At 35.0% G+C, this 21300-nt stretch carries 18 protein-coding genes and 1 tRNA gene; 12 read left to right on the top strand and 7 right to left on the bottom strand.

Features of this window, described 5'->3' with window-relative positions; genetic code table 11:
* Positions 1–21: 21 nt before the first annotated feature.
* The 4 genes from MYP_RS22555 (at position 22) to MYP_RS22540 (ending at position 5734) form a co-directional block, all read left to right on the top strand.
* Positions 22–933, top strand: coding sequence for a bifunctional 5,10-methylenetetrahydrofolate dehydrogenase/5,10-methenyltetrahydrofolate cyclohydrolase (locus tag MYP_RS22555; protein WP_231570085.1), 912 nt, complete (start codon positions 22–24; stop codon positions 931–933).
* Complete coding sequence (locus MYP_RS22550) at positions 911–1552, top strand: 7-carboxy-7-deazaguanine synthase QueE (protein ID WP_045468858.1); 642 nt, start codon at positions 911–913, stop codon at positions 1550–1552. The genes MYP_RS22555 and MYP_RS22550 overlap by 23 nt, the downstream gene beginning before the upstream one ends.
* 7 nt (positions 1553–1559) lie before the next feature.
* Positions 1560–3482, top strand: coding sequence for an OmpA family protein (locus tag MYP_RS22545; protein WP_045468855.1), 1923 nt, complete (start codon positions 1560–1562; stop codon positions 3480–3482).
* Positions 3483–3646: 164 nt separating this feature from the next.
* Complete coding sequence (locus MYP_RS22540; RefSeq protein WP_045468852.1) at positions 3647–5734, top strand: alpha-ketoacid dehydrogenase subunit alpha/beta; 2088 nt, start codon at positions 3647–3649, stop codon at positions 5732–5734.
* A gap of 382 nt (positions 5735–6116) precedes the next feature.
* Here MYP_RS22540 and MYP_RS22535 read toward each other — a convergent pair whose 3' ends face one another.
* The 3 genes from MYP_RS22535 to rfaD form a co-directional block, all read right to left on the bottom strand.
* The gene (locus MYP_RS22535) at positions 6117–6647 is read right to left on the bottom strand and encodes an SRPBCC family protein (RefSeq protein WP_045468849.1); all 531 of its coding nucleotides are present in this window, start codon (positions 6645–6647) and stop codon (positions 6117–6119) included.
* A gap of 179 nt (positions 6648–6826) precedes the next feature.
* Positions 6827–8065, bottom strand: a complete 1239-nt coding sequence (locus MYP_RS22530) for a M48 family metallopeptidase (RefSeq protein WP_045468846.1) — start codon at positions 8063–8065, stop codon at positions 6827–6829.
* A gap of 29 nt (positions 8066–8094) precedes the next feature.
* Positions 8095–9060, bottom strand: coding sequence for an ADP-glyceromanno-heptose 6-epimerase (gene rfaD, locus MYP_RS22525; protein ID WP_045468843.1), 966 nt, complete (start codon positions 9058–9060; stop codon positions 8095–8097).
* 99 nt (positions 9061–9159) lie between these two features.
* On the opposite strand from rfaD, the gene MYP_RS22520 reads away from it, so the two are divergent.
* From MYP_RS22520 to lpxB, 4 genes are read left to right on the top strand one after another with little or no spacing between them, the layout of a single operon-like run.
* Entirely contained in the window at positions 9160–10020 is an 861-nt protein-coding gene (locus tag MYP_RS22520) for an ABC transporter substrate-binding protein (RefSeq protein WP_052430442.1), read from the top strand.
* Entirely contained in the window at positions 10010–11014 is a 1005-nt protein-coding gene (locus MYP_RS22515; RefSeq protein ID WP_045468840.1) for a FecCD family ABC transporter permease, read from the top strand. The genes MYP_RS22520 and MYP_RS22515 overlap by 11 nt, the downstream gene beginning before the upstream one ends.
* A gap of 23 nt (positions 11015–11037) precedes the next feature.
* Positions 11038–11454 carry a 6-pyruvoyl trahydropterin synthase family protein gene (locus tag MYP_RS22510; protein WP_045468837.1) on the top strand — a complete coding sequence of 139 codons (417 nt, stop codon included), beginning with the start codon at positions 11038–11040 and terminating at the stop codon, positions 11452–11454.
* 12 nt (positions 11455–11466) lie between these two features.
* A complete protein-coding gene (gene lpxB, locus MYP_RS22505; RefSeq protein WP_045468834.1) occupies positions 11467–12576 on the top strand; it encodes a lipid-A-disaccharide synthase in 1110 nt (369 codons plus the stop codon).
* Between the two features lie 87 nt (positions 12577–12663).
* Here lpxB and clpX read toward each other — a convergent pair whose 3' ends face one another.
* The 4 genes from clpX to MYP_RS22485 form a co-directional block, all read right to left on the bottom strand.
* Positions 12664–13884 (bottom strand): ATP-dependent Clp protease ATP-binding subunit ClpX, encoded by a 1221-nt coding sequence (gene clpX / locus MYP_RS22500; RefSeq protein WP_045468831.1) that lies wholly within the window; start codon positions 13882–13884, stop codon positions 12664–12666.
* A gap of 112 nt (positions 13885–13996) precedes the next feature.
* Entirely contained in the window at positions 13997–14692 is a 696-nt protein-coding gene (locus MYP_RS22495) for an ATP-dependent Clp protease proteolytic subunit (protein WP_045469110.1), read from the bottom strand.
* Between the two features lie 95 nt (positions 14693–14787).
* On the bottom strand, positions 14788–16128 hold the full coding sequence (gene tig, locus MYP_RS22490; protein WP_045468828.1) for a trigger factor: 1341 nt from the start codon (positions 16126–16128) through the stop codon (positions 14788–14790).
* 82 nt (positions 16129–16210) lie between these two features.
* A tRNA-Leu gene (locus MYP_RS22485) sits at positions 16211–16292 on the bottom strand.
* Between the two features lie 255 nt (positions 16293–16547).
* Between MYP_RS22485 and MYP_RS22480 the strand changes: the two genes are divergently transcribed.
* From MYP_RS22480 to MYP_RS22465, 4 genes are all read left to right on the top strand, one after another.
* Positions 16548–18749 (top strand): RelA/SpoT family protein, encoded by a 2202-nt coding sequence (locus MYP_RS22480; protein WP_045468825.1) that lies wholly within the window; start codon positions 16548–16550, stop codon positions 18747–18749.
* Positions 18750–18857: 108 nt separating this feature from the next.
* Complete coding sequence (locus MYP_RS22475; protein ID WP_037576200.1) at positions 18858–19337, top strand: Fur family transcriptional regulator; 480 nt, start codon at positions 18858–18860, stop codon at positions 19335–19337.
* On the top strand, positions 19334–19678 hold the full coding sequence (locus tag MYP_RS22470) for an STAS domain-containing protein (RefSeq protein ID WP_045468821.1): 345 nt from the start codon (positions 19334–19336) through the stop codon (positions 19676–19678). The genes MYP_RS22475 and MYP_RS22470 overlap by 4 nt, the downstream gene beginning before the upstream one ends.
* A gap of 13 nt (positions 19679–19691) precedes the next feature.
* The gene (locus MYP_RS22465; RefSeq protein ID WP_045468819.1) at positions 19692–20978 is read left to right on the top strand and encodes an adenylosuccinate synthase; all 1287 of its coding nucleotides are present in this window, start codon (positions 19692–19694) and stop codon (positions 20976–20978) included.
* The last annotated feature ends 322 nt before the right edge of the window (positions 20979–21300 follow it).

The following is a 21300-nucleotide window of genomic DNA, read 5'->3' as shown; positions in this document are numbered from 1 at the left end:
TATTATTTGTTTCGAATACCAATGAGTGAATTAAAAATGACTACCCAACTGATCGACGGAAAAAAAGTTTCGCTTGAAATAAAACAGGAAATAGCAGTAGCTGTAGAAAATATAAAAAATAACGGAGGTAAAATTCCGCATCTGGCGGCGATACTAGTGGGGGATGATGGGGCAAGTCATACTTATGTTGGTGGCAAGGTTAAAAGCTGTGAAGAGGTAGGTTTCAGATCCACTCTTATTACATACGAATCCAGTGTTTCGGAAGAAACGCTTCTTGCTAAAATTGAAGAAATAAATAATGATACTGAAATTGACGGATTAATTGTACAGCTTCCATTGCCAAAGCATATTTCAGTAGAGAAGGTAACTGAAAGAATTCGTCCGGAAAAGGATGTCGATGGGTTTCACCCTGTAAATATCGGTAGGATGAATAAAGGGCTACCTGCTCATATTTCTGCAACACCCAATGGTATCATGATGCTTTTAAAACGTTATGGAATCAATACTAAAGGGAAACATTGTGTTGTGGTAGGAAGAAGTAATATTGTGGGCTCTCCAATGAGTATCCTTATGGCAAGAGACAGTGAGCCGGGAAATGCGACAGTTACATTATGCCACAAAAATACAGTGGATCTTGCTTCATATACTCGTCAGGCCGATATCATTATTGTTGCAGTGGGTATACCTGGATTGATCAAAGCAGATATGGTAAAGGATGGTGCTGTGATTATCGATGTCGGGACTACCAGGGTGCCTGATGCTTCTAAAAAGGCAGGTTATGCCATAAAAGGAGATGTGGACTTTGAAGCAGTTGCTCCTAAATGCAGCTATATAACTCCGGTTCCTGGCGGGGTAGGTCCAATGACTATTGCTTCTCTTTTATTAAATACACTTGCTTCGGCAAAGGGTGATGTCTATCAAACAAGATCTTAATAAGATATTAGAACATTCAGGTTCCATTCTTCCGGTAATGGAATCTTTTTATACAATTCAGGGAGAAGGCTTTTTCCAGGGACATGCTGCATATTTTATCAGGCTTGCAGGATGTGATGTAGGATGTCACTGGTGTGATGTAAAAGAATCCTGGGAAATAAAAGGACATCCGGTTTATTCCGTTGAAGAAATTGCTCAAGCAGGATCTGCTCATCCTGGAAGAGTAGCTGTAATCACAGGGGGAGAACCATTGATTTATCCCTTAGAACAACTAACAGAGTCATTAAAGAAATTTCAATTCAGAACCCATATTGAAACCAGTGGTGCATATCCACTTTCCGGAAATTGGGACTGGATTTGCCTTTCTCCTAAAAAGTTTAAAGCTCCTCATCAGTCTGTTATTGAAAATACGGACGAACTAAAAATTATCGTTTTTAATAAGTCTGATTTTGATTGGGCAGAGCAATTTGCCAGGCAGGTAAAGCCTGAATGCAAGCTATATCTGCAACCGGAATGGTCCAAACAAAATGAAGTGCTTCCGCTTATTATTGAGTATGTAAAAAGTAATCCTCAATGGAATATTTCGTTACAGATTCACAAGTTCATGAACATTCCTTAATGAATCTATGAAATCAAAGATCTTCTTTTCTTTTCTGTTTCTTCTATTTTTCTCTATATCTGCTACTTTCGGTCAAAACTACAGCTCGACAAATAAAAAAGCCATTAGTCTTTTTCAGGAAGCAGAACAGCTGGTTCGTGTGCGTAAGTTTAACGAAGCTATAAGAGCTCTTCAAGCCTCTCTTGATAAAGATCCGAATTTTGTTGAGGCTCATTATAAGCTTGGCGGCATATTTAAGCTACTTGGAAACTCAGAAGAAGGAAAAAAACATTTTTATAAAGCAGCAGCTATTTTGCCAAATGATAAAAGATTTTATTTCGGATACTTTACTGCAGCTGAATTTTACTTTAATGATGGGGATTATGAATCTGCTAAAAAGTATTTTCAGATGATGTTGGAGCTGAAACCTAATGATAAAAAGATAACTGAAGAAGCTACCCAGCTCATGGCTAAGGTTGAATTTGGAATTAAGGCTAAGCAGAATCCATTGCCGTTTAAACCTGTTATGATGAGTCCTAAGATCAACAGGTTTTATATTCATGGATATCCCGTACTTACTGCCGATCAACAGACAATTATCTATTACAAAAAAGATGGCCTTACTCAGAATGATGACGAGGATATCGTGGTCTCTGATAAAGTAAATGGGGAGTGGTCAGATCCTTACTCTATTTCAACTAATATCAATACAAGGTTTAATGAAGGTGCAGCTTCCTTGTCTGGAGATGGTAAAGTACTTGTGTTTACATCTTGTAATAAGCAGGATGGCTTCGGTTCCTGCGATTTATACATATCCTATAAAAATGGAGAAGCCTGGAGTGAACCAGTGAACCTTGGGGCAAATATCAATTCACCTACCTGGGAATCTGAACCAACAATATCTGCTGATGGCAAAACAATTTATTTTTCATCTCTCAGAAGGGGAGGTTTTGGAAAAGAAGATATCTGGTTCACAAAGATGGATGAAAATGGTGAATGGTCTCCTGCTAAAAACCTTGGAAAACCTGTAAATACCTCAGGAAGAGAAGTCGCCCCTTTTATACATGCCAATGGTAAAAGTCTTTATTTCTCATCCTCCTATCATTTAGGAATGGGAGGTTTGGACATCTTTTCATCTGAAATGACAGACTCTACCTGGTCTGAGCCTGTAAACCTGGGATATCCCCTTAATGGTCCGAGTAATGATGCAACAATATTCATTACCTGTGATAGCAAAAAAGGATTTTATACTGTTTATGAAAAAAAGGATATGCGTATTTCTAAAGCATTTCTTTATGAATTTGATGTTCCAGAGCAAATTCAGGAAAAACACAAGAGTACTTATTCCAAAGGAAAAATATTTGATGCTGTAACTAAAAAGCCACTGGGTGCAAAAATAGAACTTGTTGATCTGAAAAACGGAAAGGTTAGTCAATGGGTAAAATCTGATAGCATTAACGGTGGTTATCTTATTGTATTAACTGAAGGATCAGAGTATGCCTTGCATGTTAGCAAGCCTGGCTATATGTTTAAAAGTGTACATTTTGACTTTAATAATCCGAAAGTATTTGACGCTCTTGCTTTGGATGTTTATCTGGATCCTGTGAAAACAGGTGCAGCTGTCGTTCTGAATAATATATTTTTCACTTCAGGCTCTTTTGCGCTTGAGGAAAAATCAAAAACAGAGCTGAATAAAATCAGTACTTTTTTAAAGCAAAATCCTAAAGTTAATATAGAATTTGGTGGACATACTGACGATGTAGGAGCTGATAAAGACAATCTTACCTTAAGTACAAATAGAGCAAAATCGGTTTTTGATTATTTAGTAAAGTCTGGTGTAGAAGCTACAAGAATGAAGTATAAAGGTTATGGAGAAACAATTCCATTGTTACCAAATACCTCAGATGAAAACAGGCAAATTAACCGAAGGATAGAATTTAAAATATTATAATTCATTCATCATTAAAACTCCGGTAATCCGGAGTTTTTTGTTTTCGGGCAACTCTTAATTAAAATAGGAAGCATATTTCTTTCAACAAATTTATCTGATTGGAAGTCTAGTATATAAGAGCTATAAGTTTTAAAACTTCTATAACTTTTAATATTACTCTATCTATGGAAAAGAAGCAATTGCTATTATCTGCTTATAAATTTATGCAGCTTTCAATTCACATGTCTCAGCTATATGACCGTGAAAGGGAAATCGTCAGATACATTTATGCTTCTTCCAGAGGACATGAGGCTATCCAGATTGCTACAGGACTTCAGTTATTACCTTGTGATTTTGTTACCCCATATTACAGGGACGATAGTTTAATGCTATCCATGGGATTTACTCCCCATGAATTGATGCTTCAGCTCCTTGCTAAAAAGGATGATCCCTTTTCTGCAGGTAGAACTTATTATTGTCATCCAAGCAGCAAAAGAGAAGACAAGCCAATAATCCCACATCAAAGCAGTGCCACTGGTATGCAGGCTATTCCAGCAACAGGTGTTGCTTTGGGAATACAATACTTTGAGAAGATCCAATCTCCTTTGCTAAAAAAAGGACCAGAAAATGAGTCCCCTGTTGTGGTGTGTTCTTTAGGAGATGATAGCATGACAGAAGGAGAAGTAAGTGAGGCATTACAGTTTGCATCTTTAAAACAATTACCAATTTTGTTTCTGGTACAGGACAATAACTGGGGAATTACAGTAACCAGCGAAGAAAGCAGGGCAATGGATGCCTATGATTTTGCAGGCGGTTTTAAAGGACTCAACCGAATACGTATAGACGGAAGTAACTTTGAAGAGTCTTTTGAAGGAATGGCTAAGGCTTTGAATTATGTTCGTTCTAAGAGATGCCCTATCCTTGTGCATGCTAATGTTCCTTTGCTTGGGCATCACAATTCAAATGTCCGTATGGAAGTATACAGAAGCGATGATAATCTTGCAAGACATGCGGTGAATGATCCCGCATTTAAATTGAGACGGCGACTGATTGAGATGGGGGTTTCTGATGATGAGCTGAGGCGATTGGATATGGACGCATTGAATGAAGTTCAGGATAGTTTTGAGAAAGCACAAAAAGCAGATGATCCGGATCCTATAACTGTTCTGGATAATGTTTTTACCCCCACTACAGCCCTTGTTGAGAAAGGTAATCGTACTCCAGTGAATGGCGGCAAGGTTTCTATGGTTGAAAGCGCATTGCACGCCGTAGAAGAGATTATGGAAGGAAACCCTGATTGTATATATTATGGTCAGGATGTTGGAAAAAGACTGGGTGGCATGTTTGGTGAAGCAGCATCACTTGAAAATAAATTTGGTAGTGATCGCGTCTTTAACACTCCAATTCAGGAAGCATTTATAATAGGATCAACAGTAGGTCTTTCTGCAATTGGCGTTAAGCCGATTGTGGAGATTCAATTCGCTGATTATTTATTTCCAGGAATGAATCAACTGGTTACAGAAGTGTCAAAATCATGTTATCTCAGCAATGGAAAATTTCCTGTAAGAACCTTGATAAGAATACCAGTAGGAACAAGTGTAGGAGGAGGACCATATCATTCAGGATGTATAGAATCCATGCTGTTGACAATAAAAGGTATTAAAGTGGTTTATCCCTCAAATGCTGCGGATATTAAGGGATTGATGAAAGCTGCATTTATAGACCCAAACCCGGTTATTATGCTGGAGCATAAGGGACTTTATAGAAGTAAAATTCCCGGAACTCAGGATGCATATATGGTTGAGCCTGAGGCTGACTACATACTTCCACTGGGAAAGGCAAGTCTGGTATTGCAGACTGAAAATCCAGATTGTGTTACTATCATTACTTATGGTCTTGGAGTTTATTGGGCAAAAGAAGCGGCTCAGTTTTTTAAAGATAAAGTTGAAATCATTGACCTCAGGACGTTATATCCCTTGGATGAAGGTTTGATTTTTAAGGCAGTTAAAAGATCGGGAAAATGCTTGTTATTAAGCGAAGCTCCGGTTGAAAATTCATTTATTCAAGCCCTGGCGGGACGAATTCAGAAATCATGTTTTGAATATCTGAAGGCTCCGATCCTAACAATTGGAGCCTTGAATATGCCTGGACTTCCTGTGAGTCTGATTCTGGAGAACGCTGTATTGCCGGATATTCTGAAGATTTCAGAGGGTATAAATGATTTGTTAATTTATGCAAAAAAGAAAGATCTGATAGAAACAAAGTTGCCATAAATTATTCTCATATTCGAGTAAATATTTAGTTGTATTGTCATTCATTTTTGAATAATTTTTACAGTTTAAACTTTTATTTTGGAAGGAGCTTTAAAAGTATTTAAAGCTTTTATACTATTCTCGTGTAAATCAGAGTCAGTTGCTTTACAAACGGATAAAGTAATCAATCTGATATGACATGACATATATAGAGGAATGCCAGGTTCAGATATTCATTCAAATATAAGTTAAACAGCTATGGGGAGGAGAAATTTATGCATATAAAGGACATCCTTACAGGTACCTTTATCAAATTAAAAAATCCGAAAAGGAATTTATGTATCTTGGGTTTCTATAGTTTTATTCCATCTGAAAACTCATTTTAATATGAAAGATGCATTCATTAATGCATCTCAGCATATTTCTTAAGATTCTTCAGACCTTTATCAAAATCTTTTTCTAGTAAATCTTTTACCATAAAACCAAAATATCTCCCCAAAGGATAGTCCAGATTACCTTCATTTTTCCAGGTTACTTTAGTACCGCCTTCAACTGGTTCAATAGTAAAATATACCTCAGATTCAGATTCTATAGGTGTTATCATTGTTAACTTTGAATGGACCATGTTAGGCTTGTTAGTCTCTGTAATGACCATGTAACCTTTACCCGCTTTTTCACCTTCCCAACTATATTTATGACCTGAACGGGATGGTTGCCCTTCTACAATTTTCTTAATTGTTGAATCTCTTTCAGACCAGGGATTCCAATCTTTAAAATCGTTATAATCCGAAATCTCTTTATACAGTTTTTCCGCAGGTTGTTTGATTACGATACTCCTTTGAACTGAATAAGTTTTAGGAAAGAATAATGCACCTGTAAATATTAAAAGCAAAATTCCCAGTAAAATTAGAAGTATAGTTCTGGCTAATTTCATAGAGCTTTATTTTGTGATGAGATTGAAATGCAATAATTAATTTCAAAGTAGTTTGTTCTAAAAAAAGAGATTAAAAAAGCCCTTACCTTTAAATATGATGTCTCCTTAAGCAATCAACTTTTGCAAATCTCATGACCTCTGAAAATTAATCTACAGTAATAATCGCATTTGTTAAGAAATTATTGAATTTGCTTTAGAGCTCTCAATCTATATAATAAAGGAGGATGAGAATAATGCATAAATACATAAGCAGGATGTGGAGTCAGGTTGCTGAGGTTTTTACTTGACAGTTTCTTTAGTGCTTCCTGAAGCGCAATGCTGCTGTATGTAACTGCAGCAAAACGATCCGCTTCATATTCATTTTTCCTCGAAATAATATTCATTAAAAGACCAGTAATGTGTGATATCGGAGTATATAAAATTCCGAAAGCAATTAAATTAATGTGGATTGCCAAATGATCAGCCCCCAAAGCTTCTGATAAATTTTTATTAAAGATGAAGTAGGAGAGAAGGAAAAGCATAAATCCTGTTTGTATGATTCCAAGGATTAGTCCTGTGATAATATGTTTTTTCTTGAAATGTCCGATTTCATGGGCTAATACTGCAACAAGTTCTTCTTTAGAATGATTGTTAATCAGCGTGTCATAAAGCACCACTTTTTTCTTTGGTCCGATACCGGAAAAAAAAGCATTTGCTTTTGAAGATCTTTTGGATCCATCAATGACAAAGATATTGGTTAAAGAGAAGTTGTTTGTTTTGCTATATTCTTCAATGGAATTTCTGAGATCTCCAGCCTCAAGAGGAGTAAGCTTGTTGAAAAGTGGAACAAATATACTGGTATAAAACATATTGATTATGAGCATCACTACAGATAAAATAATCCAGAAGTAAAGCCAGAAACCAGGGCCAATACTGGTAACCATGAAAATAAAAAGCCATATCAGCAAACCGCCCAGCACACCACCAATTAGATATCCTTTTAATTTGTCCAGAACATATGTCTTAATAGTTGTTTTGTTGAATCCGAACTTTTCTTCAATAACAAAAGTCTTATACAATGAAAAAGGAATATTGATAATGTCTGAAACAAAGAAAAGTATGCCAAAGAATACTAAAGCTAACGTGGTTGGATTCTGAAATTTGAAACTTAATTGTTTGTCCAGCCATCCAAAGGTGCCAGTGAGAATAACAATAATAATAAGAAGAAAACTTAATGTGCTGGATAAAAAACTGAAATTGGCATTGGCTTTATAATAATCCTGTGCTTTCTTAAATTCTTCTTCAGAATATATGTCTTTTAATTCTTCAGGCAAATCAGTTTTTTGATGTTTAAGATTTAAATAATCAAAAAACTGTTCAAGTATAAAATCAAAAGAAAGTATGCCTAGAATAATGTATAAAAGACTTCTGGGATCCATCAAAATTAAGTTTTCTGTTATTGAAAATTTTAATAATATATTTTATCGATAAGGTAATTCTTTACATAATCATTCACACCTTCTTCAAGAGTATGAAATGGTTTGGAATAACCTGCGGATTTTAACTTCTCCATTTTTGCTTCAGTAAAATACTGATAAGTGTCACGGATGTCAGCCGGAGTATCTATAAAACTGATATCTTCTTTTTTGCCCATAGCCTTGAAGGTATTTCTGGTCAGATCAAGAAAAGTTCTGGCCTTTCCGCTTCCAAGGTTATAGATACCAGAATGTTTCCTGTCTCTCATAAGGAACATGATAACTTCTACCACATCTTTAACATAAACAAAATCCCTCATTTGTTCACCATCCTTAAATTCAGGATTGTGAGATCTGAAAAGTTTCATCTTGCCACTTCCGCTAATTTGATTGAAGGCATGAAATATAACACTTGCCATTCTGCCTTTGTGATATTCGTTTGGTCCATATACATTGAAGAATTTAAGGCCTGCCCAGAAAAAGGGTTTTTTAGGTTGATTCAGTGCCCAGATGTCAAAATCATTTTTAGAATCACCATAGGGATTTAATGGCTTAAGTTTCGGAATTACCGCTTCGTTATCTTCATATCCAAGTTCTCCTAGTCCATATGTAGCACCAGAAGAGGCGTACACTAGTGGAATTTGGTAGTTAACACATGCTTTCCATATTTTTTGAGAATATTCAACATTGAGTTTATCAAATATTGCTTTGTTAAATTCAGTCGTATCAGTTCGAGCGCCAATATGGAAGATGAATTCTACATGTTCATAGTTTTTATCAAGCCAGTTGAAAAAATCATCTCTATGAACTTTTTCCTGTATCTTTTTTCCCTCCAGGTTTTTATTTTTTTCTTCATTGCTGAAATCATCCACAGCAATAATATAATTGAAGTTTTCAGCATTTAATTTACTGATAAGGCAGCTACCTATAAATCCTGCTGCTCCGGTCACAACCATCATAAAACAAATAGTTTCTTTTTCTAGGGTGAATTTTTAAGAAAGGCTAAATTTACAAAAAAAAGAACGATATAGAGGTTGAAAAAGCTTTATTTGCTATTGATGATTTTTACGTTATCTGTACTCTCAGGATGTAAAACCCATAGAGACAGGGAAGTAAACTCTAATAAATTTCTTAATGCTTCGGGGAGCGAATTACATTTACCAGAAAAAGTTAATCGCGTTCTCGGTCTTTGCCCTTCTTCTACTGAAATTCTTGCAAGTATTTGTCCTGAAAAATTAGTTGGAAGAACACAAAACTGTAATTTCCCTTTATTTATTGAAAAGTTACCTGTAGTAAACAATTATCCCCTTGACTTGGAAGGAGTGATGAAGCTACGTCCTGATTTGGTTTTTACCCTGGAAGGAATAAATTCAGAAGATGATATAAAAAGGATAGAAGCTTTGGGAATACCAGTTTATGTTCAGAATTTTAAAACAGTCGATGAGGTACTTCAAGGGATCAGAAATGTTGGTAAAATTTGTGGTACACAAGTAAAAGCTAATTTACTTGTTGATTCACTTGTCAAGATTAAGGATAGTTTGTTAAATCAAAATGTCGCACAAAAACCTTCTGCAATTAATATCATTTGGAACTCTCCAATATATGTTCATGGATATCATTCTATTATGACTGACAAACTTAGAATTGCAGGGATTAATAATATTATCGACTCTTCATTTAAGAAAACTTCTCCGGAAGTGAGCCGAGAATATCTTTTAGCAAAAAATCCAGATTTCATGTTTTGTGGGTTTAAAGATTATGAAAAGGATTTTTTTAGCCTATATCCGGAATTGAGAAGGATGAATTGTTACAGGAACAAAGCAATCTTTAAGATTACAGAAGATTTACAATCCAGACCCGGACCTCGAATATTAGAAGCTGTCATGGAACTTAAAAGCATCTCGAAAAATGACAGGTAAATTGGTTCTTTTAATATTAATTTTATTAACAATCTTTTTACTTGTCTTTTCCCTAAGTATAGGAACATACAGCATATCCTTTAATGAGTTGAAAGAATGCATCTTTAATTTTGATAGGAATAATGATGTTCATTATGTTTTAGTAAACTTAAGACTTCCGAGAGTTGTTCTTGCTTTTCTGGTTGGATCAGCGCTTGCTTTTAGTGGGTATTTAATACAGATCATGGTAAATAATCCGCTTGCAGATCCATATCTGATGGGAACCGCCTCCGGAGCTTCCCTTGGGGCCAATATTGTTTATTTAGGATTGGTGCCATTTACAATATGGGGATTTCAAATGACTCCTGTATTTGCCTTTGCAGGTGCTGCAGGAGTATCTTTATTGGTTATATTACTGGCTTATGAAAAGGGGCATATAAATCCTGCTAAATTATTGCTTGGAGGGGTTGCATTGTCTTCATTTCTGGTAGCTTTTATCAGTTTATTAATCTTTTTTTCAGATACTGAAAGCAAACTTAAAGCAGTAATATTTTGGAGTATGGGGAGTTTTGAAAGGGCAAGTTGGGATTTTATACCCCTATTAGCTATTACTATAGTTATTTCAAATACTATATTTATATTTTTTCAAAAACATATTAATATATTGCTTCTGGGTGAAAGTCGCTCGTACACTTTAGGATTAAAAGTTGCACAACTCAGATGGTTTATTTTGATTTTTATAAGTTTAAATACCGGATTTGCAGTGGCAACATCTGGCCCGATAGGATTTGTCGGTTTGTTTATTCCTCATTTTGTTAGAGCTTTATTCGGAATTGCCGGAAGATTTAATATTCTTTATTCTTCTTGGTTTGGCGGTTTATTTATTTTAGGATGCGATTATGTTGCGAGATTAGCCTATCCGCCAGCTGGTTTGCCAATCGGAATAATTACTTCGTTTTTGGGAATTCCTTTCTTCGTATATTTGCTCCACAAAAGGAATTATTCCTTTTCCTGAATAATCTGTTAGAATAAGATTTGATGATTTACGTTTCCAGAAAAGAACATTTTAATGCAGCACATAAGCTGTATAATCCTAATTGGTCAGAGGAGAAAAACAAGGAAGTATTTGGGCCTTGTGCAAATTCAAACTGGCATGGACATAATTTTGATTTGACTGTTACAGTGAAAGGAACTCCAGACCCGGACACTGGATTTGTAATCGACCTTAAGAAATTAAGCAAAATCATCCGAACTGAAGTTGTAGAAAAACTTGATCATAAAAATCTTAATCTTGATGTAGATTTCATGCTTGGCAAAATGGCCAGTACAGAAATCCTGGCAATGGAGATTTGGAAAATTCTTGATAAAGAAATTAAATCTATTTCTAAGGCAAGATTGCATTGTATCACTCTTTATGAGACTCCCAGAAACTTTGTTGAATATTATGGAGAGTAAAAGGTTGTCCATATGAAGTATTATGTAATATGTGGTGAAAGGTCAGGAGACCTTCATGCTTCTAATCTCTGCAAAGAAATTATACGACTGGATAATAATGCTCAAATTAGGGGGATTGGCGGGGACTATCTTTCCAATACAGGAATAACTCTATATTCCCATTTTAAAGACATTGCATTTATGGGTTTTTGGGAAGTATTTAAAAATTTAAATGCAATAAATAAGATTCTTGAAAAAACAAAAGCTGATATTCTTTCCTATAAACCAGATGTTCTTATACTGGTTGATTTTGGAGGCTTTAATTTAAAGGTTGCGGCTTTTGCAAAATCCAAAGGAATAAAAGTTTACTATTATATTACCCCTAAAGTATGGGCCTGGAATCAGGGAAGGGCTAATAAAATCAAGAAGGTTGTAGATAAAATGTTTGTCATCCTTCCTTTTGAAAAAGACTTCTATAAAAAGTTTGATTTTAATGTAGACTATGTTGGAAATCCTGTATTTGATGCTGTCGCAAATTTTAAATCAGATCCGGCATTTTTAACTAAACATAACCTGGAAGGAAAACAGCTAATTGCTGTTCTTCCAGGCAGCAGAAAACAGGAAGTAGAATCAACACTACATTATATGGTTTCTGTGCTACCATCTTTTCCTGAGTTTACATTTGTTGTAGCAGGTGTTTCAAATCTTCCTGCCGATTATTATGATAATTTTAAAAGGGAGGGTAGGGTAGCTGTTATATTTGATGAAACGTATGACTTATTATCACATGCCAAAGCAGCTGTTGTAACTTCGGGTACAGCAACGTTGGAAACAGCATTGTTTGAAGTGCCTCAGATTGTAGTTTATAAAACTAGTGCGGTTACTTACAATATTGCTAAATTTCTGATAACTGTTAAGTTTATATCCCTTGTTAATCTTATTGCAGGCTATGAGGTGGTAAAAGAGTTAATTCAATCAGACTTTTCTCCATCTAATTTAATTACAGAATTAAAGAAGATTATATACGGTAAGGAAAGACAAGAACAGTTGAATGGTTATCATAAGATAAAAGAAATTCTTGAAGGTCCGGGAGCATCCAGAAGAGCTGCGGAATTAATGGTGAAATATTTGAATGAAAATTAAGGGAATGATAAATTAATAAAAATAAAAAGGGCTTTTAAAAAGCCCTTTTTATTTCTTATTAATTTAAAACTTATCACTTACAACTTCCTATGCTGCTTTCAATTTATTGAATTTAGATTTTTCAATTTTTTCTACAGCATAATCTCTCGTAATTACAAGTTTTTTAATTTCATCTTGAGATGGCAGTTCAAACATTGCATCAGTCATTACAGCTTCACAAATTGATCTTAAGCCTCTTGCACCTAATTTAAAATTAACAGCTTTCTCAACGATGAAATCCAGTGCTTCTTCCTCAAATTCAATCTCAATATCTTCCATCTTAAACAATTTCTTGTATTGTTTAACGATAGCATTTTTCGGCTGAGTCAAGATCATTCTCAATGTGTCTTTTGAAAGTGGCTCCAGATATGTGAGTACTGGTAGTCGACCAATCAATTCAGGAATTAAACCGAATGTTTTTAAATCCTGAGCTGTAACATATTGAAGTAGGTTTTCTTTATCTACAAAGGTTTGTTCTTTACTTGAGAAACCAAGAGGCTGAGTATTTAATCTGCTCCCTATCATTTTAGAGATACCATCAAAAGCACCACCACAAATGAATAAGATATTTTCGGTGTTTACCGAGATCATTTTTTGATCGGGGTGTTTTCTTCCTCCCTGAGGTGGAACATTTACCTGTGTTCCTTCAAGAAGCTTTAAAAGAGCTTGCTGCACGCCTTCTCCGCTTACATCTCTGGTAATTGAAGGATTGTCGCCTTTACGAGAAATTTTGTCAATTTCATCAATATATACAATACCTCTTTCAGCTGACTCTACATCATAATTAGCAGATTGTAACAGTCTTGTTAAAATGCTTTCAACATCTTCTCCCACGTAACCTGCTTCTGTTAGTACAGTAGCATCTGCAATACAGAAAGGTACCTGGAGTATTTTTGCCAATGTTCTGGCAATATAGGTTTTACCTGTCCCCGTTTCACCTACCATGATGATGTTAGATTTTTCAATCACTACATCATTCTCTTCCTGTTGCTGCATTAACCTTTTATAATGATTATAAACGGCCACAGACATAACCTTTTTGGCTTCGTCTTGTCCCACAACAAACTGATCCAGAAATTTTTTCATTTCTGATGGTTTGATCAAATTGAACTTAGGGACACTGTTTTTATTTTTGGTTTTAACTTCTTCGGAAAGTATCTGTTGAGATTGTGTGATGCATCTGTCACAAATGTGAGCATGTATACCGGATATCATTAATGATACATCTTTCTTAGATCTTCCGCAAAATGAACAGGTGATTTGAGCCATTTTTTTGTTTTTCTTATTCCTTCCTTAATTAAAATATTGGGATATTTTACCTTAAAAATGTAAGGATTTAAAACATCCCAATTTTTAACAAAGGTTTTTAAAATTAAGTTTATTATCGGGTCCTGAATAGAACTTCGTCAACTATGCCGTATTCTTTAGCTTCTGCAGATGTTAACCAGTAATCTCTGTCTGCATGTTTTTCAATAGTTGCATAATCATTACCACTATGATGAACAAGGATATCATAAAGTTCCTTCTTTAATTTAAGAATTTCTCTAGCAGTGATTTCTATGTCAGATGCCTGTCCTTGAACGCCTCCTAGTGGTTGGTGAATCATGATTCTTGAATGTTTTAAAGCTGATCTTTTATTAGCAGCTCCTCCACATAGTAATACAGCCCCCATTGAAGCTGCCAATCCTGTACATATTGTAGCTACGTCAGGATTGATGTATTGCATTGTATCATAAATGCCAAGTCCCGCATATACTGACCCTCCAGGACTGTTGATGTACATAATCACATCTTTGTTTGAATCAGCAGATTCTAGAAACAGTAATTGAGCTACAACAATGTTAGAAACATAGTCATCTATAGCAGTGCCGAGGAAGATAATTCTGTCAGCCATCAGACGTGAAAAAACGTCAATGACAGTAGCTCTCATTTGTCTCTCCTCAACAATATTGGGAGTCATATTATTTATGTATGGAAATGCAGTACTCTCAATTTGTTTAATGTATTGATCCACTACGTTGCTGCCAATATTCTGATCCTTTATGGCGAATTTTCTGAATTCTTCCTTATTTATCATTTTCATTTTTGTTAGTGTTGCACAAATGTAAAAAAAAAGTCCTTTTTACAAAGGACTTTCAAAAACTTTACCAATTAGAAATTATTGTCAAAACGTCAGTCTTGAGCTTCTGCAATCTTTCTGAATTCTTCAACATCTACGCTCTTGTCAGCTATAGAAATTTTTGTTTTTACGGTTTCAATAACCTTTTCGTTAACAAGCTGCTCATACATTTTAACGTAGTTTTTGCCGTTGTCTTGTTTCAGGTAATTGTCTGCAATTTTGTCAAAAGTCTCTTCAAGTTCCGCCCCAAAAGCCATACCTCCAAATTGCTGTTTAACCATTTCTTTTGTCTTTCCAACAATCTCATCGTTCTCAGCTTTAATGTCGTTTTCTTCGCTGATTTTATTCTTTATAAGAGTCCATTTTAACTCTTTAAGATATAAATCAAATTCTTTATCAATCTGCTCCTGAGTTATTTTGCCATTGTTAGAAACCAATAACCATCTTTTCAGGAAGTCTGAAGGTAACTCAATTTGAGTATTATCAACAAAGTGTTTTCTTATCTGATGGTTGATCAATAGATCAGACTCTCTTCCGTAATTTTCTTCTATCGTGCTTTTAAGTTTAGTCATGAATTCTTCTTCAGACTTCACTGCATCTTTACCAAAAACCTTGTCAAAGAACTCTTGATTTAATTCAGCTCCTTCTGATCTGCTGATTTTGGTAACGGTAAGGCTAAAAATTCCTTGTTTTTTCTCAGCATCTTCTAGAGAAAGTCCTGTAGCGTAAGCTATATCGGCTACGTCATCAAAAGTATTCTCAATTTCAAAAGTGACTTTATCGCCTGTTTTTAAACCTACAAACTTAGATAACTCTGATTTTTTAATTTTGTTTGTAGGGATTAAACTCTGAAATTCGAAATCTCCGTTTTCTTCCTTCAGATCGCCATATATAAAATCTCCTTCAGCTGAAACCTCAGGATTAGTAGATTGTCCAAATTGATTTTTAAGATTCTGAAGTGTTTCTTGAACAACCTTATCTTCAATTTTAATGTTGTTTTTTGTGAGCTTTACATTAGGAGACAGATCTAACTTGAATTCTGGTACTAAACCTAAATTATAGTTAAATTCAAAATCTTTTTGGGTGTCCCAGTTAATGTTTTCTGATTTCTCTGAATCAGGAAGTGGTTCACCTATAATCGGAAGTTTGTTTTCTCTGATATATTTTGTGATAGAATCGCTTAATATCTGATTAATCTCTTCAACCAAAATACTTTTTCCATACATTTTTTCAACTAAAGAAGTCGGAACTTTTCCAGGTCTGAAACCCTTTAGTTGGACTTTCTTACTGTACTCTTTCACCTTTTCAGCAACTTTAGGTCTGTAATCAGACTCATTAAGGTTTACTTTTAAGGTTGCATTGGTGGCACTTTGTTTTTCTAATGTAATTTCCACTTTTGTCCGATTTTATTCTATTAACAATAAGGTACCGTGATTAATTTAAAAACCCTCAGAAGGTTAATTCTGAGGGTTTCAGTGCGGATGGAGGGACTCGAACCCCCATGCCTCGCAGCGCTAGATCCTAAGTCTAGTGCGTCTACCAATTTCGCCACATCCGCATTGGTTATCCAAACTTGATTCGCTTTTTTGAACTTTATTTCTGTGCTGTTGTTCAAAATTGCGCAGCAAAGGTAGCAAATAAATTATCTACCATGCAAGAAAATAATTCATTTTTTTTAAGTTTTTTTTCTTTTTGTTGTTAATTATTTGATAGACAGTTTAATATAATTTATAACGTAACGGATTGACTTTCGTAGAACGAAATTACATTGATTTCAAGTTTAAATAAAATAGGTTTTGCGTATTTTTGAGACATGCAGACGGTAGATATTGAAAAGGAAAATAAAGAAATTATTCGCAGGTATAGAAAGTTGTTAAGGCATGCCAAACCCTTCCTGAAAGATGACGATGCGAAAATAATTAAAAAGGCTTTTTTTACTTCTCTTCAGGCTCACAAGGATATGAGACGACGCTCAGGGGAGCCATATATATATCACCCTTTGGCTGTGGCTCAAATCGCAGTGGAAGAAATCGGATTGGGTACTACTTCAATCATTGCAGCTTTGCTTCATGATGTTGTAGAAGATACTCATTTGGAAATAAGTGATATTGAAAGAGATTTTGGTCCAAAGGTAGCCCGGATTATAGATGGACTTACTAAAATTTCGGGAGTCTTTGAACATGGAAGTTCTCAACAAGCTGAAAACTTTCGGAAAATGATCCTTACTCTGTCAGATGATGTCAGGGTTATTTTAATTAAACTGGCCGACCGCCTTCACAATATGCGTACGCTTGGTAGTATGCCCCGTGAAAAACAATTAAAAATTTCCAGTGAAACCATTTATCTGTATGCTCCTTTGGCTCACCGACTTGGTCTGTATGCAATTAAAACGGAACTGGAAGATCTGTACTTGAAATATACCGATCCTGAGGTTTACCGAGGTATTGCAAGAAAGATTAATGAGACAAAAGCTGCAAGAGATAAGTTTATCAAAGACTTTATCGAGCCGCTTCAAACAGCTCTTGATAAATCAAATTTTGACTTTATTGTTAAGGGACGTCCTAAATCCATTTACTCCATTTGGAATAAAATAAGGAAACAAAATACACCCTTTGAAGAGGTTTATGACCTTTTTGCAATTCGAGTTATAATTGATACTCCTTACGAAAATGAAAAAGCCGCATGTTGGAAAGCTTATTCTATCGTCACTGACTTTTATAAGCCGAATCCGGATCGTCTGAGGGACTGGATAAGTACTCCTAAAGCGAACGGCTATGAATCCCTTCATACAACTGTAATGAGTAAATCTGGTCAGTGGGTAGAAGTACAAATTCGTACTAAAAGAATGGACGATATTGCAGAAAAGGGGTATGCCGCTCATTGGAAATATAAAGAAGCTACACAAAGTAAAAGTGAATCAGGATTGGAAGAGTGGATCAAGAAGGTTAGAGAACTGATCGAAACAAATGATTCTTCTGCTCTGGAATTCATGGATGATTTCAGAACCAACCTGTTTCATGAAGAAGTCTTTGTATTTACTCCAAAAGGCGATCTTAAAATTTTACCTCATGGAGCAACTACTCTTGATTTTGCATTTGAAATTCATACTCAGATAGGTATGCATTGCCTTGGAGCCAAAGTGAATCAGAAGCTTGTACCCCTTAGTTACATTCTTAATAATGGAGATCAGGTCGAAATCCTTACTTCAAGCAAACAAAAGCCAAGTGAAGACTGGCTTAAATTTGTTGTTAGTTCCAAAGCGAGAGCCAAGATCAAAGATTGTTTGAAGGAGGAAAAAAAGAAGATTGCTTCAGATGGTAAAGAGATTGTTTTAAGAAAGCTTCACCAAATGAAGCTTGATTTGAATACTGAAACTTTAAATCAGCTTCTGGCCTATTTTAACATGAAATTCCCTTTAGACCTCTATTATGATGTCGCTAAAGGAATTATTGATCCCAAAGAAATTAAAAGATTTCAGGAACCTAAGGAAATTAAAAAGCCAGAAAAGAAAGAAATTGTTGAACCTAAACCTCAAGAACCTAAAAGATCTGGAGATCCCAATGCAGATCTGTTGCTCATTGGTGACGACATGGAAAAAATTGATTACAAACTTGCAAAATGTTGTAATCCAATTCCAGGAGACGATGTGTTTGGGTTTGTTACTGTTAATGAAGGGATTAAGATTCATAGAACAACCTGCCCCAATGCAATTGAATTAATGTCACACTACGGCTATAGGGTAGTAAAAGCCAAATGGACTGCTCAAAAAGAACTGGCATTTCTCACAGGATTGAAAATTACAGGAATGGACAGAGTGGGGATTGTTAATGATATTACGAGAATAATTTCGAATGAGTTAAAAGTAAACATGAGAAGTATCACTATTGAAACTGAGGATGGAATGTTTGAAGGAAGAATCATGTTGTTTGTTCATGACACAAAACACCTTAATAAACTCATTATGAAATTGAAAAAGGTGCAGGATGTAATCACAGTCAATCGTTTTGAATCCTAATTATTTAGGTATTTATTTGTAAATCAGATATATATTTTTAATGCGGTTGAAACTATTAGAGTTTTGACTTGTGATAGAAAAATTTATCTTTGTATCTTTGGAGGCTTTATGCAGCAGGCGAACGAAAATATTTTTAACGAGGTAAGGAAAATATTTACCGCATACCTTGAGAATAAGGGGCTTAGGAAAACCCCGGAAAGATTTGCTATATTAGAGGAGATCTATACCAGAAAAGGACACTTTGATGTTGAATCTCTATACATAAGCATGAAAAACAAGAATTATCGTGTAAGCAGAGCAACTGTCTATAACACCTTGGATATTCTTGTTGAATGTGACTTAGTTAGCAAACATCAGTTTGGTAAAAACCTTGCTCAATACGAAAAATCATTCGGATATCGTCAGCATGATCATTTAATTTGTACTGAATGTCATAAGGTTGTAGAGTTCTGCGATCCAAGAATCTATAATATTCAGACAATGGTTGGCGAATTACTGAACTTTAAAGTTCTACATCATTCCCTGATACTTTATGGGGAATGTAAAAACGCTCAATGCGAAAACAAAAAGGAAATTAAGGAAAAATGAAATACACTTCAGAAGTAAAGCAAAATATCCTGTCAATTCAGCTTCAGGGAGATCTCATCGGAGAAACGAATGGAATGGAATTAGTAGATTTGGTTAATGATAAAATAAACGAATCGATTATTTTGTGCAGCATTGATCTTTCTCAGGTAAGGTATATGAATAGCAGTGGTATCGGAGTTTTAATCACCATTCTGACCAAGTTTAGAAATAAAGGAGGAGAAGTTGTATTGGTAAGCCCTTCAGAGCAAATTAAGAAATTACTCATTATTACCAAGTTGAATGCTATTTTTTTAATAGTTAATTCACAAGAAGAAGCAATTCAAAAACTTATTCAAAAATAAATATTAAACAATAATGGCTGTAGATATTTTGTTGGGACTTCAGTGGGGAGATGAAGGAAAAGGTAAAATAGTAGATTTTATTGCTCCGCGTTATCAGGTAGTTGCTCGTTTTCAAGGTGGGCCAAATGCAGGACATACTCTTGAGTTTGATGGTATTAAGCATGTGCTTCATCAGATTCCATCTGGAATTTTTCATGACTCTATTATAAATATCATCGGTAACGGTGTAGTTTTGGATGCTATCATTTTTAAGAAAGAAATTGATGGTCTGAGAAAATACAACGTTAACTTCAATAAGAATCTTTTCATTTCCAAAAAAGCTCAGTTAATAATTCCTACACATAGGCTATTAGATGCGGCTTCTGAAAATTCCAAAGGCGAAAAGAAAATAGGTTCAACTTTAAAAGGTATAGGTCCGACTTACCAAGACAAAATAGCAAGGCAAGGACTTCGAGTAGGTGACATTATTGCTTCGGATTTTAAAGCTAAATATCAGAAGTTAAGAGATGCTCACAAGACAATTCTAGACTTTTATAAATTTGATTATAGTAATCTTGAAGCTCTTGAAAATGAGTTCTTTGAAGCTATTAATCATTTGAAAACATTTAACTTTGTTGATAGTGAATATTTCATTAATCAGCTTATAGCTGAAAAGAAAACCATTCTTGCTGAAGGAGCTCAAGGATCTCTTCTTGATATAGATTTTGGGTCTTATCCTTTTGTTACCTCATCAAATACAATGGCGGCGGGTGCATGTACTGGTTTAGGTATTGCTCCATCGCACGTAGGAGAAGTTTTGGGAATTTTCAAAGCATATTGTACAAGAGTTGGAGGAGGACCGTTTCCAACTGAATTAGATAATGAGCATGGAGAAACATTAAGAAAGCAGGGGAATGAATTTGGTTCTACAACTGGTCGGCCTAGACGATGTGGGTGGATTGATTTGCCAGCTCTTAAATATGCAATAATGCTCAATGGCGTCACTCAATTATTGATGATGAAGGTCGATGTGCTTAATGCATTTGACGAAATAAAAGTATGTACCCATTATAAATTGAAAGATGGTAGTGTTGTAGATACTCTTCCATTTGATATTGTAGAGACAGATATAACTCCAGTATATAAGACTTTCAAAGGTTGGAATAAATCAATTAATGATTATTCGAATTCAGAAAATCTTCCTCTTGAGCTTAATGAATATATACAGTATATTGAGTCTGAACTTGGGGTGCCCGTTACTTTAATTTCTTTAGGTCCTGATAGAAAGCAAACCATTTTGAGAAATATTATTACTGCTTAGATTATAGAGATATATCAGCAAAGAGCCATTGAGGCTCTTTGCTGAATTTTTTTTAATAGACCCAAGGTCTCTATTTTATTCATTTCATTCCTAGAATAAAAATAATGAAAACTTTACTTTTTCATATTCATCTCCAAATGTGGATAAATAGATCATTTTCTTGCTTGACATCCTAAGAAATATCATTAAGTTTGTAACCCTCGAAAGCTGGAAGGGCTAAAAGATGAGGAGTATTGAAATAATTTAAAATTTATTAGGGACTGAATGAAAAATGTGTTAATTTGGTCTCCCTCAAATTTTAATCATTACTTATTGCAACAAA

The sequence above is a fragment of the Sporocytophaga myxococcoides genome (assembly GCF_000775915.1).
Lineage (GTDB): Bacteria > Bacteroidota > Bacteroidia > Cytophagales > Cytophagaceae > Sporocytophaga > Sporocytophaga myxococcoides_A.
This window is presented reverse-complemented; position numbering and strand designations above follow the sequence as displayed.